The organism is Pseudomonas sp. SIMBA_068 (genome assembly GCF_046534705.1).
In the GTDB taxonomy this organism is placed as follows: Bacteria; Pseudomonadota; Gammaproteobacteria; order Pseudomonadales; family Pseudomonadaceae; genus Aquipseudomonas; species Aquipseudomonas putida.
In genome coordinates this window covers 1-232 of the sequence record NZ_JAWRYI010001761.1, presented here as the reverse complement: position 1 = coordinate 232, position 232 = coordinate 1, and the positions used below count along the sequence as shown (strand labels likewise).

The 232-nt window shown below is 56.5% G+C and carries 1 protein-coding gene; it reads left to right on the top strand.

All coding sequences use genetic code 11. The features are described 5' to 3' along the window. Window positions 1–232 (top strand): pyruvate formate lyase family protein (locus SB756_RS35795; protein ID WP_410913987.1); only part of this gene is annotated, 232 nt, incomplete at both ends.

Below are 232 nucleotides of genomic sequence, written 5' to 3'. Positions count from 1 at the left end.
CTCGACGCCTGCGTACAGGTGATCCGTTGCGGCTTCGGGATGCCGGCATTCAACAACGACGAAATCGTGATCCCGGAATTTATTAAACTCGGTATTGAACCGCAGGACGCTTACGACTACGCAGCGATTGGTTGTATCGAAACCGCCGTCGGTGGCAAATGGGGCTATCGCTGTACCGGCATGAGCTTTATCAACTTCGCCCGCGTGATGCTGGCTGCGCTGGAAGGCGGTC